Source organism: Burkholderia sp. FERM BP-3421, assembly GCF_028657905.1.
Taxonomy (GTDB): Bacteria; Pseudomonadota; Gammaproteobacteria; order Burkholderiales; family Burkholderiaceae; genus Burkholderia.
The window spans coordinates 2,142,249-2,159,512 of sequence record NZ_CP117782.1 but is presented as its reverse complement, the minus strand read 5'-3'; the positions used below and the strand labels follow the sequence as shown (position 1 = coordinate 2,159,512).

Genomic DNA, 17,264 nt, shown 5'->3' with positions numbered 1-17,264 from the left:
ATGCTCAGTGACGATCGACCCACTTGAGCGCGAACAACCCGAGCGCAAGGTAGGCGAGGCCCGGGATCGCGGCGGTGAGCGGCGCGGGCCAGGTGTTGAGCGTGCCGATGTGCGAGAACAGCGTGTTGAACAGCTGGAAGCTCATGCCGAGCATGATCCCGCCGAACACCTTGACGCCGACCACGCCCGCGCGCGTGTGCAGGTATGCGAACGGCAGCGACAGCACCAGCATCACGAACACCGCGAACGGATACAGCAGCTTGCGCCACAGCGCGATGTCGTAGCGCTGCGTGTCCTGCTGGTTCTCGCGCAAGTGCTGGATGTAGCGGAACAGGTTGAAGATCGACATCCGGTCCGGCGACACCAGCAGCACCGACAGGATCTGCGGCGTCAGGTCGGAGCGCAGCGAGTATTGCGGCATCTCGACCTGCTTCGACCGATAGACGGGATTCAGCGCGTCGGTCGGCTGGCCGGCCGGCGCGGGTGCGAGGCTCGTGAGCTGGGTGTCGGTGACGTCGGTCAGCAGCCAGTGGCCGGGCGGCTGGTAGCGCCCCGTCTTGGCGATCCGGACGTTCTGCAGCTGGAACTTCGAGTCGAATTCGTAGATGCGCACGTCGCTGATGGTCGAATCGGGCGACAGCTTGCCGACGTTGACGAAGCGGGTGACGGGTTCGCCGTTGTCGCGCGCGGTCAGCGTGTCCTTGACCCACACGCCGGACGCGAAGTTCGACGACACCGACGAGCCGAGCGCCTCGAGCCGCACGCGCTCGGACAGCTGGTCGGAGTAGGGGCCGACGAATTCGCCGATCATGTAGGTGACGATCACGAGCGGCACGCCGATCTTGAGCAGCGAGCGCAGCGCCTGGTTGGTCGCGAGGCCGGACACGCGGAAGATCGTGAACTCGGAGTTCGCGGCCATCTGCGCGAACACGTAGATCGAGCTGATCAAGGTCGCGACCGGGATGATCTCGTAGAAGCGCGAGGGCGTCTGCAGCGCGACGCGCAGCACCGCGTAGCCGAACTTGTAGTTGCCGTGGCCGACCGAGTTCAGTTCGCTGATCAGGTCGAAGAAGAAGAACAGGCCGGAGAACGCGAACAGCACGAACGTGAAGGTCACGTAGATCTGGCGCGCGAAGTATTTCTCGTAGAGGCGCATCGGTCAGGCCCCCTGCGAGCGGCGGAACAGCGCGCGCGTGAACAGCGGGCGATTGCGCACGCGCAGCCAGAAGATCACGCCGACGATCGCGGCCACCACGGTGTGCAGCACGACGAGGCCGACGCTGAACGGCAGCTTGCCGCGTTCGATCTGCGATTGCACCACGTTCAACAGGTTCGAGTAGGTGAGATAGATCAGCACGGCCATCACCAGGTTGATGGTGCGGCCGCGGCGCGGATTCTGGTACGAAAGCGGGATCGCGAGGATCATCAGATTGATCGCGATCAGCGGCAGCCCGGCGCGCCACGCGAACTCGGCGAGGTTTTCGTTGGTTGGGTTGCGCAGCAGGTCGAGCGTCGGGGTGCCGGTGGTGGTCGGCTGGTTGACCACCTGCTTGCTCTGGATCTTCACGCCGTAGCGCTCGAACTCCATGATCTTGAAGTTCGGCTGGCCCGGCGCGCCGTCGTAGCGGCGGCCGTTCTCGAGCACGATGAAGCGGTCGCCGTTCTTCATGGTCTCGGTGTGCCCCGTCTGCGACACGACCACGTTGACCTTGCCGTGCTCGGTGGTGGTCACGAACACGTTCTGCACCTTGCTCTGGTCCGGCGACATCTTCTCGATGAAGAACACCCGGTTGGTCGAGGTCGATTCGCGGAACTGGCCCGGCGCGAGCAGCGATACCTCGTCGCGCTGCTGGAAGCGCGCCTTGATCAGCTTGCTCTGCTGGTTCGACCACGGCCAGCCGATGAACGCGAAGAACGCGATCAGCACGATGATCGGCGTGGCGAACAGGCCGATCGGCTTGATGAGGCGGGTCAGGCTCACGCCGGAGGCGAGCCAGACGACCATTTCCGAATCCCGGTACCAGCGCGTGAGCACGAACAGGATCGACACGAACAGGGTGCCGACGAGAATCATCGCGAGGTAGCCGATCACCGTCAGGCCGATCAGCACCAGCACGTCTTTGGGGCTGACTTCACCCGATGCCGCGTAGCCGACGATGCGGATCATCATCGACGTCAGCATGATCGTGAGCAGCACCATGAATACAGCGCCGGCGGTATACGCAAGCTCGCGCTGGAGGGAGCGTTCGAAGATCATTATTGATGAGAAGAGGGCGGGAGGCAGCGCACGCGTGGGGAGGTACTCACTCCGCCACGGGAAAAATAGCGGATAATTGCGGCTTTCATCCTTAGCCCAGATTTTATCCGAGGACAAGCGCGATGGACTTTAGCATAAAAGGCTGTGATTGGAGCAAAGGCACGTCGAAGGGGTTCGTGACGGGCAAGTCGGACTGCATCGTGCTCGGCGTGTTCGAGGCGCAGTCCCTGTCGGGCGCGGCGCTCGACATCGATACGGCCACGAAGGGCCTGATCTCGCGCGTGATCAAGGCCGGCGATATCGACGGCAAAGCCGGCAAGACCTTGTTTTTGCACGAAGTTTCGGGCATCGGCGCATCGCGCGTGCTGCTCGTCGGCCTGGGCAAGCAGGATGCTTTCGGCCAGAAAGCTTATAACGACGCAGCGAAGGCCGCCTGGCGCGCGCTGCTCGCGACCAAGGTGGTCCAGGCCACCTTCACGCTCGCCCAACTGCCGATCGCGGAACGCACCGCGGATTGGGGCGTGCGCGCGGCGATCCTCGCCCTGCGCGGCGAGACCTACCGCTTCACGCAGCTGAAGAGCAAGCCGGAAACGGCCGCGCATGCGCTCAAGCGCGTCGTGTTCAGCGTCGATCCGGCCGACGAGAAGGCCGCCAAGACCGCGGTCAAGCAGTCGGTGGCGCTCGCCAACGGGATGGACCTGACGCGCGACCTCGGCAACCTGCCGGGCAACGTGTGCACCCCGACCTATCTCGCGAACACCGCGAAGCAGCTGGCCAAGGATTGGGGCCTGAAGGCCGAGGTGCTCGGCCTCAAGCAGATCCAGGCGCTGAAGATGGGCTCGTTCCTGTCGGTCACGCGCGGCTCGGTCGAGCCGCCGCAGTTCATCGTGCTGCACTACCGCGGCGGCGCGGCGAAGGCTGCGCCGATCGTGCTGGTCGGCAAGGGCATCACGTTCGACACGGGTGGCATCTCGCTGAAGCCGGGCGAAGGCATGGACGAGATGAAGTACGACATGTGCGGCGCCGGCTCGGTGCTGGGCACGATCCGCGCGGTCGCGGAAATGGGCCTGAAGCTCAATGTCGTCGCGATCATCCCGACCTGCGAGAACATGCCGGCCGGCAACGCGACCAAGCCGGGCGACATCGTCACCAGCATGAAGGGGCTGACGATCGAGGTGCTCAACACCGACGCGGAAGGGCGGCTGATCCTGTGCGACGCGCTGACCTACGCGGAGCGCTTCAAGCCGGCGGCCGTGATCGACGTCGCGACGCTGACGGGCGCATGCGTGATCGCGCTCGGCCATCACAACAGCGGGCTGTTCTCGAAGGACGACGCGCTCGCGGGCGAACTGCTCGATGCGTCGCGCGAAGCGGGCGATCCGGCCTGGCGCCTGCCGCTCGACGACGAGTATCACGAACAGCTGAAGTCGAATTTCGCGGATCTCGCCAACATCGGCGGCCGTCCGGGCGGCAGCATCACGGCGGCGTGCTTCCTGTCGCGCTTCACCGAAAGCTATCCGTGGGCCCACCTCGACATCGCGGGCACCGCGTGGAAGGGCGGCGCGGCGAAGGGCGCGACCGGCCGTCCGGTGCCGCTGCTCGCGCAGTTCCTGATCGACCGCGCCGGCGCGTGATGGCGCAAGGCGGCAACGCGACGGAGCGCGACGGGCGATGACGCGCATCGATTTTCATTCGAACGTCGGCGATTCGCTCGCGTATGCGTGTCGGCTGCTGCGCAAGGCCTATCAGGCTGGGCAGCCGGTCGTCGTGCTCGCCGACGCCGCGCGCCTGCGCGCGCTCGACGAGCGGCTGTGGACCTTCTCGCCGCTCGATTTCGTTCCGCACTGCTCGGTCGACAGCCCGCATGCGGCGGGCACGCCGATCGTGCTGACGGTCGACCTCGAGCGCGCGCCGCATCATCAGATCCTGTTGAACCTGGGCGTGGACGTGCCCGCGCAGTTCGCGCGCTTCGAGCGCCTGCTCGAAGTCGTCGGCAACGCGCCGGACGAGCTGGCGGCGGGCCGTGAGCGCTACCGGTTCTACCGCGATCGCGGTTACGCGCTCAACAACTACAAGCAAGGCGCCTAGCCTTGCCGGACGGAGGTCACGTGCAGGAAGTCCCCGCATCCTCGATTCCGGTGCTGACCGACGTGCTGACGCCGGGCAAGCCGACGGCGCCAGCGGAAGGGCGCAGGCCGGTTGTGTCGGCCTCGATGCCGCCGGTGTTGACCGATGTCCTCGTGCCCGGCTCGCGCACCGCGGACGAGCCGGGGGCGTTGCCGCCGGTATTGACCGAGGTGCTGGCGCCGGGCGAGCCGGTGGCGCCCGGGGCCGAGGCGGCCCCGATGCCGCCGTTGTTGACCGATGTGCTGACGCCGGGCAGGCCGGTGGCGGCGCCGTTGGCGGAGGGCGAGGCCGAGGCGTCGATGCCGGTGCCGGCGGAGCCGGGCGCCGTATCGCCGGCCGATGCGCTGCTGGCGGCGGGCGAGGCGGCCTCGACGCCGCCGTTGTTGACCGACGTGCTCAAGCAGGGCGCCCCGGAACGATTCGAGGCGGCGGAGCCAATGGACGCGCGGACGCTCGCATCCGCGATGCCGCTGGTATTGACCGAGGTATTGACGCCGGGCCGGCGGCCGGAGGCGGCGCCGGGTGAACCGGCGAGCGCGTTGCCGGCGGCGGGGCGTGGGGAGGCGGCGGAAGCCGTGTCGCCGACCGAACCGCCCGCGATGCCGCCGCTCCTGACCACCGTACTGGAGCGGGGCAAGCCGGACGCGACGTCGGGCGAAGCGCTCGCCGCACCGCCGGCGGGCCGTGCCGAAGCGCCGGAAGCCGCGTCGCAGGCCGAACCGTTCCCGATGCCGCCGACGCTGACCGAGGTACTGGAGCCGGGCAAATCGGGTGCGACGGCGTTTGCACCGGTCGGCGCATCGCCGCCGGCAGGCCGTGCCGAAGCGCCGGAAGCCGCGTCGCAGGCCGAACCGTTCCCGATGCCGCCGACGCTGACCGAGGTGCTGGAGCCGGGCAAGTCGGGGGCGACGGCGTTTGCACCGGTCGGCGCATCGCCGCCGGCAGGCCGTGCCGAAGCGCCGGAAGCCGCGTCGCAGGCCGAACCGTTCCCGATGCCGCCGACGCTGACCGAGGTGCTGGAGCCGGGCAAGTCGGGGGCGACGGCGTTTGCACCGGTCGGCGCATCGCCGCCGGCGGGCCGTGTCGAAGCGCCGGAAGCCGCGTCGCAGGCCGAACCGTTCCCGATGCCGCCGACGCTGACCGAGGTACTGGAGCCGGGCAAGTCGGGTGCGACGGTGCTTGAACCGGTCGGCGCATCGCCGCCGGAGAAGCGCATCGAAGCGCCGGAAGCCGTATCGCCGCCCCCCGCCGATATACCGCCCCCCGGCAAGCCGTCGGCGATACGCGCCGAAGCGCTCGGTGCGATATCGCCGGCCGACGCGTCCACGCCGACGTCTGCCCAAGCCGCATCGGCCTTGTCCGCGCCGTTCCCCGGCCGGCCCTTGGCGACCTCTCCCTTGCTCGCGGGCGCAACGGCGTCGCACGAGGCATCGGCCGCATCCGCGCCGACCGACGATCCCGCCACGAGCGCGAACCATGAACCGGCGCGCGCGACCGAGCTGGCACCACCCGCCGACGGCGTCGACCTCCAGGCCGCCACGCCGGCTGCCGAATTGTTGACCGCATTCGACGCGCCGCCGGCGTTTGCCGACGAGTTGCCGGCGTCCCATTCCGCACCCGAAGCGGTCACGCCGCCGCCGCTGGCGTCGTTCGCGGCCGCCGCGGCGGATGCGCGCGTCGACGCGCGCGAGATCGCCGGCCGCCTGCAGCGGCGCGTGGCCGATTATCTGGGCGGAGCGGGGCGTGCGCTGATCGAGGCCCGCTGCGAGGCGGCCCTGCGGGATCACGGCGCGCGGCTCGTCGACGAGGTCACGCGCGAGGTGGCGCGCACGCTCGAGGTGGAGATCGCGGGCTGGGTCAGGGAAGCGGTCGACGACGAACTGGCGCGCCGCGCCGCGCGCGGCGCCGATACCGATACCGCATGAGGCGGCGCGCGCCGCTTACTTGAGCGACAGGATCCAGTGGGCGAGCGTGCCCGCTTCGGCGTTCGTCAGTTGCGTATTGGCGGGCATCGGCACGCTGCCCCACACCCCCACGCTGCCTTTCACGATGGCCTGCGCGAGATAGGGCGCGGCGTCGGCGCGCGCCGCGTATTTGTCCGCGATCGCGTTGAACGACGGCCCCATCAGGGGCTGCGAGATCGCATGGCAGGCCATGCAGTTCCTGCGCTGCGCGAGCGTCGGGCCATCGGCTTGCTGCGCATGCGCGTTGGCTCCGGCGGCAACCAGCAGGATTGCCATCAGACGCAACGGGATTCGTATCATCTAGAGGTCTCCGCCGGCGTGGGTGTCCGGCTTGGTTTGCGCGCATTATAAAAGCAAAGGGGGCGCGAGTTTTTCGCGCCCCCCGCTTCCTTGACGCAGCCGGGATGCCCCGGCCGTTGTCCGCAAGCGTCAGCCCGTCACCGCGCCCTTGTTCGCGGGCAGCGCGAGCGCCGCGTACTTTGCCAGCACGCCGCGCGTGTAGCGCGGCGCCGGCTGCTTCCAGGCGGCGCGGCGGCGCGCCAGCTCGGCGTCGTCGATGTTCAGCTGCAACAGCAGCCGGTGCGCGTCGATCGTGATCGAGTCGCCTTCCTGCACGAGCGCGATGGTGCCGCCGACGAAGGCTTCCGGCGCCACGTGGCCGACCACCATGCCCCAGGTGCCGCCCGAGAAGCGGCCGTCGGTGATGAGGCCGACCGTTTCGCCGAGCCCCTTGCCGATGATCGCCGAGGTCGGCGCGAGCATTTCCGGCATGCCCGGGCCGCCCTGCGGGCCGAGATAGCGCAGCACGACGACGTCGCCCGCATTGATCTTGTCGTCGAGGATCGCCTGCAGCGCGCCTTGCTCGTCGTCGAACACGCGCGCCGGGCCGGTGATGACCGGGTTCTTCAGGCCGGTGATCTTCGCGACCGCGCCGTCTTCCGCGAGATTGCCCTTCAGGATCGCGAGGTGGCCTTCCTTGTACAGCGCCCGGTCGATCGGGTAGATCACCTTCTGGTCGGCGCGCGGCACGCTCGGCACGTCCTTGAGCGCTTCGGCCATGGTCTCGCCGGTGATGGTCATGCAGTCGCCGTGCAGCAGGCCCGCGTCGAGCAGGATCTTCATCACTTGCGGGATGCCGCCCGCCGCATGCAGGTCGGTCGCGACGAACTGGCCCGACGGCTTCAGGTCGCAGATCACCGGCACGCGCTTGCGGATCCGCTCGAAGTCCTCGATCGACCAGTCGATCTCGGCCGCGTGCGCGATCGCGAGGAAGTGCAGCACGGCGTTGGTCGAGCCGCCCGTGGCCATGATCACCGACACCGCGTTCTCGATCGACTTCTTCGTGATGATGTCGCGCGGCTTCAGGTCGCGCTTCACCGCCTCGACGAGCACGCGCGCCGATTCGGCGGCCGAGTCGACCTTCTCGTCGTCCGGGTTCGCCATCGTCGACGAATACGGCAGCGACATGCCGAGCGCCTCGAACGACGAGCTCATCGTGTTCGCGGTGTACATCCCGCCGCACGAGCCGGTCGTCGGGCACGCGTTCTTCTCGACCCCTTCGAAATCTTCCTGCGACATCCGGCCCGCGGTGAACTCGCCGACCGCCTCGAACGAGGACACGATCGTCAGGTCCTTGCCCTTCCAGTGGCCGGGGCGGATCGTGCCGCCGTACACGTAGATGCCCGGCACGTTCAGGCGCGCGAGCGCGATCATCCCGCCCGGCATGTTCTTGTCGCAGCCGCCCACGACCACGACGCCGTCCATCCATTGACCTTGCACGCAGGTCTCGATGCAGTCGGCGATCACCTCGCGCGACACGAGCGAGTACTTCATCCCCTCGGTGCCCATCGACATGCCGTCGGAGATCGTCGGCGTACCGAAGATCTGCGGATTCGCGCCGGCGTCCTTGACCGCCTTCACGGCGGCGTCGGACAGGCGCTGCAGGCCCGCGTTGCACGGCGTGATGGTCGAGTGGCCGTTCGCGATGCCGATCATCGGCTTGTCGAAATCGTCCTTCTGGTAGCCGAGCGCGTAATACATCGAGCGGTTCGGCGCGCGCGCGACGCCTTGCGTGATGTTCTTCGAGCGGCGGTTGTACGACATGGGGAACTCCATCCGTTTGTTGTCTTGATTGCGGGGCGGCCGGCCGCGGCACGGGCGGAACGGCTCAAGTGGGCCAAGGATGCAGTTTCTCTTTGGGAATGTCCAATATATTATTCATAGCCGATTAGGTCGATCAACATATCAGGGAGCGTGACCGAGGTGAGCCCCGACCTGCGCCAGTGGCGCTATTTCGTGACCGTCGCCGACGAGCGACATTTCGGCCGCGCGGCCGCCCGGCTGTCGATGACGCAGCCGCCGTTGTCGCAGGCGATCCGCGCGCTGGAGGAGGCGCTGGGCGTCGCGCTGTTCGCGCGCACCAAGCGCTCGGTCGAGCTGACGGCGGTGGGCGCGGCGCTCCTGCCCGAGGTCGAGCGGCTGTTGGCTGCGGCGGACGCGCTGCCGCCGCTCGCGCAGAGTCTCGCGCGCGGCGAGGCCGGCTCGCTGTCGCTCGCGTTCGTGTCGACCGCGGACTACGGCCTGCTGCCGAACCTGCTGCGCGAGTTCGGCGCGCGCAATCCGCACGTGCGGCTGCAACTGACCGAGGCGACGAGCGACGTGCAGATCGACGAACTCGCGGCCGGGCGGATCGACGCCGGGTTGATCATTCCGCCCGTGCCGCCGCGGCATGCGGCCGTGCTGTCCTATCTGCCCGTGGCGCGCGAACCGCTCGTGGTGGCGATGCCGGCCGACGCGTCGAAGGCGGGCGAGGAGACGCCGGTGCGCCTCGCCGAGGTCGCGGACTTGCCGCTCGTGATCTTTCCGCGTCGTCTGGCGCCCGGCTTTTATGACATCATTACGGGCTGCTACGGCGCGGCGGGCGTCACGCCGCGCATCGGCCAGGAGGCGATCCAGATGCAGACGATCGTGAGCCTCGTGTCGGCCGGCATGGGCGTCGCGCTGGTGCCGCAGTCGCTGCGCAACCTGCGGCGCACGGGCGTGATCTACCGGCCGCTCGCCGCCGACGCGCCGGTCGTCGAGACCGGGCTGGCCTGGCGCACGGGCGACGTGAGTCCGGTGCTCGCGGCCTTCATCGAGATCGTGCGGCGCGCGGCGCCCGGCATCGACGGCTGAGAACCTCGGCGCGCGCCCGCCGTCAAACACGCGTCGCGCACCTCGTGCGCGGCGCGATGAATCCGAACCCTACACCGTTTATCCATGATCATTCACCCGCATTTCGATCCCGTCGCGATCCACCTCGGGCCGCTCGCCGTCCGCTGGTACGGCCTCATGTATCTGGTCGCGTTCATCGCGGCGATCGTGGTCGGCCGGCTGCGGCTGCGCCTGCCGCACGTCGCGGCGCAAGGCTGGACCGCGAAGGACATCGACGACATGATGTTCTACGGCGTGCTCGGCACCGTGCTCGGCGGCCGTCTCGGCTACGTGCTGTTCTACAAGGCGAGCTTCTATTTCTCGCACCCGCTCGACATCTTCAAGGTGTGGGAGGGCGGCATGTCGTTCCACGGTGGCTTCCTGGGCGTGGTGTTCGCGATGTCGCTGTTCGCGTGGCAGCGCAAGCGCAGCTGGATGGAGGTGACCGACTTCGTCGCGCCGATGGTGCCGACGGGGCTCGCCGCGGGGCGTCTCGGCAATTTCATCAACGGCGAGCTGTGGGGCCGCGTGACGAGCCCGGACGCGCCCTGGGCGATGTTGTTCCCCGGCGCCGCGCGCGACGATGCCGCGTGGCTCGGCGCGCATCCGGCGCTTGCCGCGAAGTGGAACCTCAACGAGGTGTTCATGCAGTATCAGATGCTGCCGCGCCATCCGTCGCAGCTCTACGAGATCGCGCTCGAGGGCGTCGCGCTGTTCTTCGTGCTGTTCTTCTTCGCGCGCAAGCCGCGGCCGCTCGGCGCGGTGTCGGCGGTGTTCCTGATCGGCTACGGCCTCGCGCGTTTCACCGTGGAGTTCGCGCGCGAGCCCGACGACTTCCTCGGACTGCTCACGTTCGGCTTGTCGATGGGGCAGTGGCTGTCGTTGCCGATGATCCTCGCGGGCATCGCGATGCTCGTGTGGGCCTATCGTCGTGGCGCGCGCGCCGCGCGCGCATGACGGGCGGCGTGAGCCGCGCACCATGAAGAACGCCGGCGGGAGCCGGCGTTTTTTTATCGTCGCGCGTCGCGCGTCACTTCATCTGGACCGAGCCGTTCACGTTGACGGTCACGGTCGCCTTGCCGCCCTCGACCGAGATCGGCGCGCCGGCGTCCTTGGACATCGGCGCGGCCGCGGCCATCGCCATCATGCGCGGATACGGCTGCACGTTGTGACCGCCGCCGACGTTGACGTCGCGGATCGAATAGCTGCTGTAGCCGAACGCCTTCGAGGCTTCCTCGGCGCGCGTGCGGAACGACTTGATCGCTTCCGTCGTGAGCTTCTGCTCGGCGGCGCGCTGTGCCTCGGGCGACAGCGAGAAGTCGACGCCGGCGATCTGCAGGGTCGTGGCGAGCTGGCCGGCGAGCTTCGAGGCGGCCGCGAAGTCGTGCGATTCGAGCACGACCTCGGTGCGGCCGCGCCATGCGGAGATCTTGCCGTCGCGGTCGGTGCTCGGATAGACCGAGAACGCGCCCGTGCGCGCGGTCACGCCGGCGACGCCGCGCGCCTGCGCGAGCGCCGCGTCGGCGCGGCGGTTCAGGTCCGCCGTGAGGCTGCCGGGGTCGCGCGCCTGCTGCTCGTAGAACAGCGTGATCGTGACGACGTCCTGCGGCACGTCGGCGCTGGCCTGTGCCGACAGCGACAGCACGCCGGCCGGCGGCGGTTGTTGGCCGACGCTCTGCGCGCGTGCGACGGACGGGGCGAGCGACAGCGCGACGGGCACCACGGTGGCGACGGCGAGAGCGAGCACGAGGGCGGTTTTTTTCGTCATGTTGGACTCCTTGAACGGAAGCGCGCACGCGATACGCGCAAAAACGCGGTACGAGGCCGCGCCTGATGAGGATCGTAACCGGCGGCTTGCCGGCTGAGCGACCGTTAGGCCAATGAAAGGCGCGCCGAGTTCCGCTGCGCGGCCGGCCGGGCCGGCCGATTTGACTTTCCTTGAAGCGGGCCGCGGCGCGACCTCACTTCATCAGCTTCTGCGTGATGAAGCGCCATTCGGCGGGCGTGACGGGCGTGATCGAGAGGCGGTTGCCTTTCGCGAGCACGCGCATGTCGGCAAGGGCGTCGTGCTCGCGCAACGCGGCGAGCGGCACGAGCGGCGACTTGCGCACGAACTTCACGTCGACCAGCATCCAGCGCGGTGTTTCGCGCGTGGATTTCGGATCGTGATAGGGGCTCTTCGGATCGAACTGCGTGGGATCGGGATAGGGCGTCGAACAGACCTCGGCGAGGCCGGCGATGCCGGGCTCGGGGCAGCTCGAGTGATAGAACAGCACGCCGTCGCCGATGTGCATCGTGTCGCGCATGAAGTTGCGCGCCTGATAGTTGCGCACGCCGGTCCACGGCAGCGTGCGCTGCGGCGCGTTCGCGAGATCGTCGATGCTCGCTTCGTCCGGTTCGGACTTCATCAGCCAGTGGTGCATGGATCGTGATCGACGCAGGAAAAAGGCTGCCGCAAAAGGAAACGGCATCGGGAATCGCCCGATGCCGTTGAAAAGGCCCCCGCCTTGGCCGCTAGGCCGGCATCCTGAACCTGGGGTTCAGAATTGGTCGCAGTTAGCAGCACATCGGGTACATCAGACAGAGTGACGCGCGCGCCCGTGCTACAAATTTCCGCAACCGTGCACATGGCATTGGTTCAAGGAATATATGACCTTGGCGAACCAGGCAGGGAAGCTGACTAATCGTGCGGATCGTGTTTGGATTCAGTGGCTTGCGCGATGCTCATCACGCTGGACATCAAGCACCACGAGAACCCGTGCGACCCGCTTACTGCGCTTCGTGCTGTGCGAGCACTGCACCAAGCTGTTCATTCATTTGATGCATTGTACGCCGGATTTCCTCCGCGGGAAATGCTTCTCCGTGCCGCACGCTCTGTTGCAGCCTCAAAAGCTCCGACGCGAGCGACAGCGCGGCCATCACGGCGATGCGATCCGTGCCGCGCACGGAGCTGTTCGAGCGGATCTTCGACATCTCCGCATCGACGCGCGCGACCGCCTCGAGCAACGCGGCTTCGGTGTCGGCGGAGCAGGCGAGCCGATACGCCTGACCGAGGATCGATACTTCGATCTGCTTGGTGCTCATGCATGTTCTCCGTGGCTGGCCGGGCCGCCCTCGCGCGCATCATCGCGCGGGTCGAGCAGGTCGAGCTGGTTTTCCGCGTCCGGCGCGTTCTTCGCGCGCGGCAGCTTCTCGAGAATCGCATTGAGCTTCACCTGGGCATCGTCGATCTTCGCCGACAGCGCGTCGCGCTCCGCCGCAAGGGCGTCGCGTTCCTCGCGCAGTTGCGAGAGTTCCGTGCGGGTCGCTTCCGCTTCCGTGCGCAATTGCGCGAGCTGCTCTTCGAGCGCGAGCCGCTCCGTGTGATGACGCTTGTTCAGCGCGATCAAACGGCCAATATTTTGAGATAGAGTTTCGAGTTCGTTGAGCATCTGCTGCGTCCTCTAAAGACCCAGCATTTTAGCGCGGATTATCGTCCAACCCGAGATCCGGATCGTATCGAGACGTAACGTTCATGCGTGTTGATGCGAATTTTGCGACAAATCTGGGTCAAATCCCGCGAGCTGGGGGGCGCGCGCGGCGCGCGGGAGGCTTTCTTGACGGCCGGCACCCGCGCTCCTACACTGGCGCCGCTTTGGTGCTCGCGTGCACGCGCACGCGGTTAAACGGGAAGCAGGGCGCACGGTCCGCCAGGACCGGCCAACCTGCGCTGCCCCCGCAACGGTAAGCGGCGCATCGCGTGCGATGCCAGCTGTCCCCACAAGCGCGGCGTTTGCCGCGCGGCCACTGCGCGATGCGCGCGGGAAGGCGGGGCGGTGACGCCGCCAGCCCGGATACCGGCCAGGGCGGGAGGGCGGACGCGCGATGCGCGCCGTCCTCGTGAGGCGGAACCTGCGGGGAGGCGGGGGCCGCACCGTTCAACAGGATTCATCGATGCGAACCCAGATCGCCCGCGCCGCGCTCGTCGCGTGTTCCGGGCTGCCGTGCGCCGCCGTCGCGCAGAGCACGCCGCCTGCTTCTTCCCCGCCGCCTTCGTCCGCCGCCGCGCCGACCCAGCTCGAGCCGATCGTCGTGACCGCGCAGCGTGCCCCGCAAGCGCTCGCGGACGCGCTGCCGCAAACCACTCTGTTTACCCGCGCGGACATCGAGAACAGCAATGCGACCGATCTGCCCGGCCTGCTCGCGCTCGCGCCCGGCGCGCAGATCGTGCGCAACGGCGGGCCCGGCGCGACCGCGAGCCTGTTCCTGCGCGGCGCGCAGTCGACTCAGTCGCTGGTGTTGATCGACGGCGTGCGGGTCGATTCGGCGAGCCTCGGCCAGGCGCAGATCGCGCAGCTGCCGCTCGACCAGATCGAGCGGGTCGAGATCGTCAACGGCAACGTGTCGTCGCTGTACGGCTCGGGCGCGATCGGCGGCGTCGTGCAGGTGTTCACGAAGGACGGCGGCGATCATCCGCCGCGCTTCAACTTCTCGGTCGGCTATGGCAGCTATCACACGCAGAGCCAGACCGCGGGCGTGTCGGGCCGGCTCGACGCGGCGGGCGACACGACCTTCAGCGTGTCGCTGTCGCGCGACAAGACCGACGGCTTCTCGGCCATCGATCCGGTCCGGCAGCCGCAGGCGAATCCGAATGCGAACGGCTATCTCGACGAAAGCGTGGCCGCGTCGCTCAAGCATCGCTTCAACGCGCGCTGGAGCGCGGGTGTCAGCTACTTCCAGAGCAACGGCGACACCAGCTTCGACAATGCCTACGGGCAGCCGACCGATCTCAACAGCCTGTATACCAAGGTGCAGCAGATCGCCGCGTTCGCGGACGGCAAGCTGACCGACTGGTGGACCACGCATCTGCGCGTCGCGAGCGGCAACGATCGAAGCCAGTCCTGGCTGAACGGCGCCTATACCGATCACTTCAACACCGACAACCGCCAGTACACCTGGCAAAACGATTTCGCGCCGCTGAAGGATCAGCGCATCCAGGCGGGCTATGAGCGGCTCGACCAGGCGTTCGACTCCGACGTGTTCGCCGCGCCGCAGCGTCATGTGAATTCGGGCTGGCTCGGCTACACGGGCCGCTTCGGGAACAGCCAGTTCCAGGCCAACGTGCGGCGCGACCAGTACTCCGATTTCGGCGGCGCCAACAGCTACTATCTCGGCTATGGGCTCGACGTGACCGAGCACTGGAAGGTCACGGCCAGCTATTCCGATGCATTCCGCGCACCGAGCTTCAACGATCTGTACTACCCGAACGCAGGCAATCCGGCGATCCGCCCCGAGCGCAGCCACTCGGTCGAGGCCGCCGTGCAGTACGCGTCGGACGCGCTCGGCGTGGCGCGCGTGACGGTGTTCCAGACGCGCTACACGGACCTGATCGACTACCAGCCGGTCGCGAACAGCTATTACTATCAGGCCGTGAACATCGGCCGGGCCAAGGTGCAGGGTGTCGAGGGCTCGTGGCAGGGCCATGTCGGCAAGACCGAGGTGCGGGTCGCGGCGACCGTGCAGAACCCGGTCGACGAGACGGCCGGCCAGGACCTGAACCGGCGCGCGCGCCGCTTCGCATCGTTCGCGCTGAACCGCGCGTTCGGCGGCTGGCGCGTCGGCGGCGAATGGCTCGTCAGCGGCGCGCGCAACGACACCGGCAATCCGCTCGGCGGCTACGGGGTCGTCAACCTGTCCGCGCGCTACAACATCACGAAGGCGTGGTACGTGAGCGCGCGCATCGACAACCTGCTCGACAAGGATTACGAACTTGCCTATGCGTACAACACGCCGCGCCGCGGCGCCTACGTCACGATCGGCTGGCAGCAGCCGTGACGCACGCGGCGGGGCGCGCGGATGAACGCGCGCCGCGCGGCCCTGATCTGGGCCGGGGCCGCGGGCGTCGCGGCCGCCGTGTTCGTCGCGTCGCTGACGTGCGGCAGCCTGCCCGTCTCGCCCGGACAGGCGCTGGCCGCGCTCGCGCCGCATGGGGGCGGTGACGCGACGCCGCTCGCGGTCGAGGTCGTGCGCACGCTGCGCCTGCCGCGGGCGCTCGCGGGCTTCAGCTGCGGCGCGCTGCTCGCGCTCGCGGGCGCGCTGTTGCAGGTGCTGCTGCGCAATCCGCTCGCCGAACCTTACGTGCTCGGCGTATCGGGCGGCGCGGCGGGCTTCGCGCTCGTCGCGATGATCGCGGGCGGCGCGTGGTGGATGGTCGACGCCGCGTCGTTCCTCGGCGCGCTCGCGTCGATCGCCGTGCTGCTCGGTCTCGGGCGTCGCGCGCTGTGGCGCGGCGACGTTCGCGACGCATCGCCGCGTCTGCTGCTCACGGGCGTGGTGATCGCGGCGGGGTGGGGCGCGCTGATCACGCTGCTGCTGTCGATCGCGCCGGACAACCGGCTGCGCGGCATCCTGTTCTGGCTGTCGGGCGACCTGAGCGGCGCGGCCGCGCCCTGGTTCGCGCTCGCGGCGCTCGCGGCGGCCTTGCTCGCCGCGCTGCCGGTCGCGCCGCAGCTCAACGCGCTGCTGCGCGGCGACGCCGTGGCGGCGGCGCTCGGCGTGCCGGTCGCGCGGCTGCGGCTGCGCATCTACCTGATCGCCTCGCTGGCCGCCGCGGCCGCGGTGACCACGGCCGGCACGATCGGCTTCGTCGGCCTCGTGGTGCCGCACGCGCTGCGGCTCGCATTCGGCAACGACCAGCGCATGCTGCTGCCCGCCGCCGCGCTCGCGGGCGGTGGCGGCGTGATGGCGGCCGACCTGCTCGCGCGCACGGCGATCGCGCCCGCGCAATTGCCGGTCGGCGTGATGACGGCGTTGATCGGCGTGCCGGTGTTCCTGTGGATGCTGCTGAGGCGGGCGCGATGAGCGCGCCGCGCCTGCTTCCGGATGCCGTCGCGGCGCGCTGCGATGCGCGGCGGCTCGCACTGCAAGCGGGTGGCCGCCTGCTGCTCGACGATTTCACGCAAGGCTTCGGCCCGGGCGAGCTGTGGTGCATCGCCGGCCCGAACGGCGCGGGCAAGACAACGCTGATCTCGACGCTCGCCGGACTCGCGCCGCCCGCGCGCGGGCAGGTCGAACTCGACGGCGTGCCGCTCGCCGCATGGTCGCCCGCGCCGCTCGCGCGGCGGCGCGCGCTGATGGCGCAGAGCGTGCACGACGCGTTCAGCGCGAGCGTGTTCGACACCGTGCTGCTCAACCGCTTGCCGCATCTGTCCGGCTGGGGCTGGGAGCGTCCCGAGGATCGCGCGGCCGCGCAGGCCGCGCTCGACGCGCTCGGGCTCGCGGCGTTCGCCGCGCGCGACGTGCTGTCGCTGTCGGGCGGCGAGCGCCAGCGCGTCGCGCTGGCCGGCGCGCTGTGCCAGGACGCGCCGCTGCTGTTGCTCGACGAACCGCTCGCGCATCTCGACCTCCATCACCAGATCGATTGTCTCGCCGCGCTGGCCGACTGGCTGCGCGGCGGCGCGCGCACCGTGATCTTCTCGTGCCACGACCTGAACCTCGCGCGCCGTTTCGCGACCCACGCGCTGCTGCTCGACGGGCGCGGCGGCGCGCAGGCCGGCCCCGCGCGCGAGGTGCTGAGCGCCGAGCGCGCGAGCCGGGCGTTCGGCTATCCGCTCGTGTTGATCGAGCGCGACGGCCGCGAAGCGCTGGTGCCGGTGTGGCCGGCGCAGACGGCGCGATGATGTCGGGCCGCCCGTACGTGTTCGCGTCCGGGGGCCGCCCGGCGCCCCCGGCGTTGTTTCCGATCC

Annotated in this window: 16 protein-coding genes, 1 other RNA gene and 1 riboswitch; of the genes, 8 read left to right on the top strand and 9 right to left on the bottom strand. The window is 68.9% G+C overall.

Going from position 1 to position 17,264, the window contains the following annotated elements; all coding sequences use genetic code 11:
* Positions 1–4: 4 nt before the first annotated feature.
* The gene (lptG, locus tag Bsp3421_RS25680) at positions 5–1,156 is read right to left on the bottom strand and encodes an LPS export ABC transporter permease LptG (protein ID WP_273998695.1); all 1,152 of its coding nucleotides are present in this window, start codon (positions 1,154–1,156) and stop codon (positions 5–7) included.
* A 3-nt stretch (positions 1,157–1,159) separates the two neighbouring features.
* Positions 1,160–2,257, bottom strand: coding sequence for an LPS export ABC transporter permease LptF (gene lptF, locus Bsp3421_RS25675; protein ID WP_273998694.1), 1,098 nt, complete (start codon positions 2,255–2,257; stop codon positions 1,160–1,162).
* A 122-nt stretch (positions 2,258–2,379) separates the two neighbouring features.
* Between lptF and Bsp3421_RS25670 the strand changes: the two genes are divergently transcribed.
* From Bsp3421_RS25670 to Bsp3421_RS25660, 3 genes are read left to right on the top strand one after another with little or no spacing between them, the layout of a single operon-like run.
* The gene (locus Bsp3421_RS25670) at positions 2,380–3,891 is read left to right on the top strand and encodes a leucyl aminopeptidase (protein ID WP_273998692.1); all 1,512 of its coding nucleotides are present in this window, start codon (positions 2,380–2,382) and stop codon (positions 3,889–3,891) included.
* A 37-nt stretch (positions 3,892–3,928) separates the two neighbouring features.
* Positions 3,929–4,345 carry a DNA polymerase III subunit chi gene (locus Bsp3421_RS25665; protein WP_273998690.1) on the top strand — a complete coding sequence of 139 codons (417 nt, stop codon included), beginning with the start codon at positions 3,929–3,931 and terminating at the stop codon, positions 4,343–4,345.
* A 20-nt stretch (positions 4,346–4,365) separates the two neighbouring features.
* Entirely contained in the window at positions 4,366–6,309 is a 1,944-nt protein-coding gene (locus Bsp3421_RS25660) for a DUF2486 family protein (RefSeq protein WP_273998689.1), read from the top strand.
* Positions 6,310–6,324: 15 nt separating this feature from the next.
* Here Bsp3421_RS25660 and Bsp3421_RS25655 read toward each other — a convergent pair whose 3' ends face one another.
* Together Bsp3421_RS25655 and ilvD are read right to left on the bottom strand one after the other, a co-directional pair.
* Complete coding sequence (locus tag Bsp3421_RS25655; protein WP_273998688.1) at positions 6,325–6,648, bottom strand: c-type cytochrome; 324 nt, start codon at positions 6,646–6,648, stop codon at positions 6,325–6,327.
* Positions 6,649–6,777: 129 nt separating this feature from the next.
* Positions 6,778–8,451 carry a dihydroxy-acid dehydratase gene (ilvD, locus tag Bsp3421_RS25650; RefSeq protein ID WP_273998686.1) on the bottom strand — a complete coding sequence of 558 codons (1,674 nt, stop codon included), beginning with the start codon at positions 8,449–8,451 and terminating at the stop codon, positions 6,778–6,780.
* 159 nt (positions 8,452–8,610) lie between these two features.
* Here ilvD and Bsp3421_RS25645 point away from each other — a divergent pair, with 159 nt between their 5' ends.
* Both Bsp3421_RS25645 and lgt read left to right on the top strand, forming a co-directional pair.
* The gene (locus Bsp3421_RS25645; RefSeq protein WP_274004358.1) at positions 8,611–9,522 is read left to right on the top strand and encodes a LysR substrate-binding domain-containing protein; all 912 of its coding nucleotides are present in this window, start codon (positions 8,611–8,613) and stop codon (positions 9,520–9,522) included.
* An 84-nt stretch (positions 9,523–9,606) separates the two neighbouring features.
* Complete coding sequence (lgt, locus tag Bsp3421_RS25640; RefSeq protein WP_273998684.1) at positions 9,607–10,497, top strand: prolipoprotein diacylglyceryl transferase; 891 nt, start codon at positions 9,607–9,609, stop codon at positions 10,495–10,497.
* A 73-nt stretch (positions 10,498–10,570) separates the two neighbouring features.
* Here lgt and Bsp3421_RS25635 read toward each other — a convergent pair whose 3' ends face one another.
* From Bsp3421_RS25635 to Bsp3421_RS25615, 5 genes are all read right to left on the bottom strand, one after another.
* The gene (locus tag Bsp3421_RS25635; RefSeq protein WP_273998681.1) at positions 10,571–11,308 is read right to left on the bottom strand and encodes an SIMPL domain-containing protein; all 738 of its coding nucleotides are present in this window, start codon (positions 11,306–11,308) and stop codon (positions 10,571–10,573) included.
* Between the two features lie 193 nt (positions 11,309–11,501).
* Positions 11,502–11,963 (bottom strand): EVE domain-containing protein, encoded by a 462-nt coding sequence (locus Bsp3421_RS25630; RefSeq protein ID WP_273998680.1) that lies wholly within the window; start codon positions 11,961–11,963, stop codon positions 11,502–11,504.
* 72 nt (positions 11,964–12,035) lie between these two features.
* A non-coding RNA gene (gene ssrS, locus Bsp3421_RS25625) (6S RNA) lies at positions 12,036–12,217 on the bottom strand.
* A gap of 92 nt (positions 12,218–12,309) precedes the next feature.
* Positions 12,310–12,624 carry a cell division protein ZapA gene (locus Bsp3421_RS25620; protein ID WP_273998678.1) on the bottom strand — a complete coding sequence of 105 codons (315 nt, stop codon included), beginning with the start codon at positions 12,622–12,624 and terminating at the stop codon, positions 12,310–12,312.
* A complete protein-coding gene (locus Bsp3421_RS25615; RefSeq protein ID WP_273998677.1) occupies positions 12,621–12,971 on the bottom strand; it encodes an ATPase in 351 nt (116 codons plus the stop codon). Before Bsp3421_RS25615 ends, Bsp3421_RS25620 begins: the two co-directional genes overlap by 4 nt.
* Positions 12,972–13,158: 187 nt before the next feature.
* A riboswitch (cobalamin riboswitch) is annotated at positions 13,159–13,399 on the top strand.
* A gap of 74 nt (positions 13,400–13,473) precedes the next feature.
* Between Bsp3421_RS25615 and Bsp3421_RS25610 the strand changes: the two genes are divergently transcribed.
* The 3 genes from Bsp3421_RS25610 to Bsp3421_RS25600 are packed head-to-tail and all read left to right on the top strand — an operon-like array spanning position 13,474 to position 17,198.
* Entirely contained in the window at positions 13,474–15,354 is a 1,881-nt protein-coding gene (locus Bsp3421_RS25610) for a TonB-dependent receptor domain-containing protein (RefSeq protein WP_273998676.1), read from the top strand.
* Positions 15,355–15,375: 21 nt separating this feature from the next.
* Entirely contained in the window at positions 15,376–16,380 is a 1,005-nt protein-coding gene (locus Bsp3421_RS25605; protein WP_273998675.1) for a FecCD family ABC transporter permease, read from the top strand.
* On the top strand, positions 16,377–17,198 hold the full coding sequence (locus Bsp3421_RS25600) for an ABC transporter ATP-binding protein (protein ID WP_273998673.1): 822 nt from the start codon (positions 16,377–16,379) through the stop codon (positions 17,196–17,198). The genes Bsp3421_RS25605 and Bsp3421_RS25600 overlap by 4 nt, the downstream gene beginning before the upstream one ends.
* Positions 17,199–17,264 lie beyond the last annotated feature (66 nt).